The 2,283-nt window shown below is 42.1% G+C and carries 4 protein-coding genes; all 4 read left to right on the top strand.

Annotation, left to right across the window (positions count from 1 at the left end):
* Nucleotides 1-115 precede the first annotated feature (115 nt).
* A complete protein-coding gene (locus AC1DUA_RS37315) occupies nt 116-1,000 on the top strand; it encodes a carbohydrate ABC transporter permease (protein WP_477504521.1) in 885 nt (294 codons plus the stop codon).
* Nucleotides 997-1,323, top strand: coding sequence for a hypothetical protein (locus AC1DUA_RS37310; RefSeq protein ID WP_477504520.1), 327 nt, complete (start codon nt 997-999; stop codon nt 1,321-1,323). The genes AC1DUA_RS37315 and AC1DUA_RS37310 overlap by 4 nt, the downstream gene beginning before the upstream one ends.
* Nucleotides 1,292-1,669 carry a carbohydrate ABC transporter permease gene (locus AC1DUA_RS37305; protein WP_477504519.1) on the top strand — a complete coding sequence of 126 codons (378 nt, stop codon included), beginning with the start codon at nt 1,292-1,294 and terminating at the stop codon, nt 1,667-1,669. The genes AC1DUA_RS37310 and AC1DUA_RS37305 overlap by 32 nt, the downstream gene beginning before the upstream one ends.
* A 35-nt stretch (nt 1,670-1,704) precedes the next feature.
* A partial coding sequence (locus tag AC1DUA_RS37300; RefSeq protein ID WP_477504518.1) for a beta-galactosidase occupies nt 1,705-2,283 on the top strand: 579 nt, incomplete at its 3' end.

Below are 2,283 nucleotides of genomic sequence, written 5' to 3'. Positions count from 1 at the left end.
ATGTGAAAGCGTGTCCAATCTCTCTAAAATTAGGCTTACAAAAAGATGATCTAAGGGGTATGCACCTGCACCGCTGTCATTACAAACATCATTGATCAAGGAATGAGGGAAGTTCATGAATAACATCATGCAAAAAAGAGTACTCATATTTTCTTTTCTTGCGTTGCCGATTGGATTAATGCTGTTATTTCTCATTTACCCTACGGTGAAGCTGTTTCAATACAGTTTGACTGATTGGAATGGAATTAGCAGGGATTTGCATTTTGTAGGGTTTGACAATTATTTGAAAGCGCTCAAAATGTCGCAAGTGTGGCAATCACTCTCGAATAACTGGCTTTATTTCATTATCCATGCGTTGTTGATTCCTATTGAGATTTTATTGGCGGTTATGTTGAATGCCAAAATGCGAGCTAGCGAGTTTTTCCGATCTATTGTTTTACTTCCTTACATTATTAATGGTGTAGCAGTCGCTTATATCTTTGGATATTTGTACAATCCAGTGAACGGTCCGATCAACGAGTTTTTGATGGCGGTCGGTTTGGAGAGTTGGATTCATAACTGGCTTAGTGATGTGAAAATAGTTAACTATTCACTTATCGCAATTTCTTTGTGGCGTTTTGCGGGATTTCATATCATTTTATTCCTAGCAGGTGTCCAGTCTATACCAAGCGATTTGTATGAAGCAGCAACCATTGATGGTGCTAACAAAATGCAGCAGATTCGTTTTATCGTTTTACCAGGAATTCGCCGCGTCATTGAAATTATTTTGTTCTTAAATATTCGGGGAGCACTTCAAGTCTTTGATATTCCTTTTCTTGTCACGCAAGGTGGTCCCGGTACATCAAGTAGCACGTTCACGATTTTCACAATTAATACGGCATTTAAATTCAATAGTTATGGGTTAGCTTCAGCCTTGGCAATCATTTTGATGGTTATGATCATTGCGTTTAGCTTCATTCAGAATTTATTGATTCGTGAGAAAGGGGAAAAATCATCATGAGCATGCCTCAAGCAGAGCTTGCAACCAAACCTCGTAGGCTGGAAAGGGCATCGGTGTATTCCTTTCTTGGCAAAACGCTGTATTACGTCATTTTATCGATCATCACGATCATTATCTTCGTCCCGTTGCTTGTGGTTGTTTTCGCAGCATTTAAGACGTCTCCGGAGCTCGCGGCTACATCGCCGTTTGCACTGCCTAAGAGTTGGTCGTTTCATAATTTTGCCGTCGCATTCGAGAAAGCGAATATGCTTGCTATTTGCACCGCTAATCATTTATGCAGGAACGGATTTAATGCAAATTTTCATTTATCTGCAATTCATTGAGAAAATATCGAAGCAGCTTGATGAAAGCGCGTTACTCGATGGAGCATCGTATTTCCGGATTTTCCGCTCGATTCTTTTCCCTCTCTTGCTTCCAGCAACGGCAACACTGGCGATCATCAAAGCCGTGGATATTATGAATGATATGTACATTCCATATCTCTATATGCCATCGAAGAAACTTAGCACGTTATCAACTGCGTTGATGACGTTTGTAGGCGAGCGCGCGACCTATTGGAATGAGTTGTCAGCAGCCATTATTTTGGTCATGTTACCGACCATCTTGATTTACTTAGTGCTGCGCAAATTTATTTTTGCCGGATTAATGGACGGGGCAATGAAAGAGTAGAACTGTTCGACTACTGAACTTTGGGGGTATATCCAATGATTAATGAGAAACTGCCATATATTTATTATGGCGGCGATTACAATCCCGACCAATGGCCAGAAGAAGTCTGGCAAGAAGATATGCGATTATTTAAATTGGCGGGCATTAATATCGTTACTTTGCCTGTATTTAGCTGGGCGAAGCTGCAGCCTTCGGAAGATACGTATGATTTTGGCTGGCTGGACAAAATTATTGCTACTGTCGCAAAGGAAGGTATTTTTCTGTGCTTAGCGACATCAACTGCGGCGCAGCCTGCCTGGATGTCTCGTTTGTATCCGGAAGTGCTTCCAGTCGATATTGACGGCAGGAAGCGCACGCACGGCTCCCGTGTCAATTTCTGCCCCAATAGTCCGGTTTACCGAATGTTTTCTCAGCGTTTAGCGACCAAGATGGCAGAGCGTTATGGACAACACCCATCCTTGCTTGTATGGCACATTGGCAACGAAAATGCGCCTCATTGCTATTGCGATACGTGCGCGGCCTCCTTCCGTACTTGGCTGCAAAAGAAATACGGAACTTTAGAGGTTGTAAATCGCGTATGGAACATGAGTTTCTGGTCTCATACCGTATATGAA

This window comes from Paenibacillus sp. 01T422, from assembly GCF_056398785.1.
This window is presented reverse-complemented; position numbering and strand designations above follow the sequence as displayed.

Coding starts and splice junctions, on each gene's coding strand:
- AC1DUA_RS37305 (WP_477504519.1), top strand. CDS start 1,292: ATGCAAATTTTCATTTATCTGCAATTCATTGAGAAAATATCGAAGCAG.
- AC1DUA_RS37315 (WP_477504521.1), top strand. CDS start 116: ATGAATAACATCATGCAAAAAAGAGTACTCATATTTTCTTTTCTTGCG.
- AC1DUA_RS37310 (WP_477504520.1), top strand. CDS start 997: ATGAGCATGCCTCAAGCAGAGCTTGCAACCAAACCTCGTAGGCTGGAA.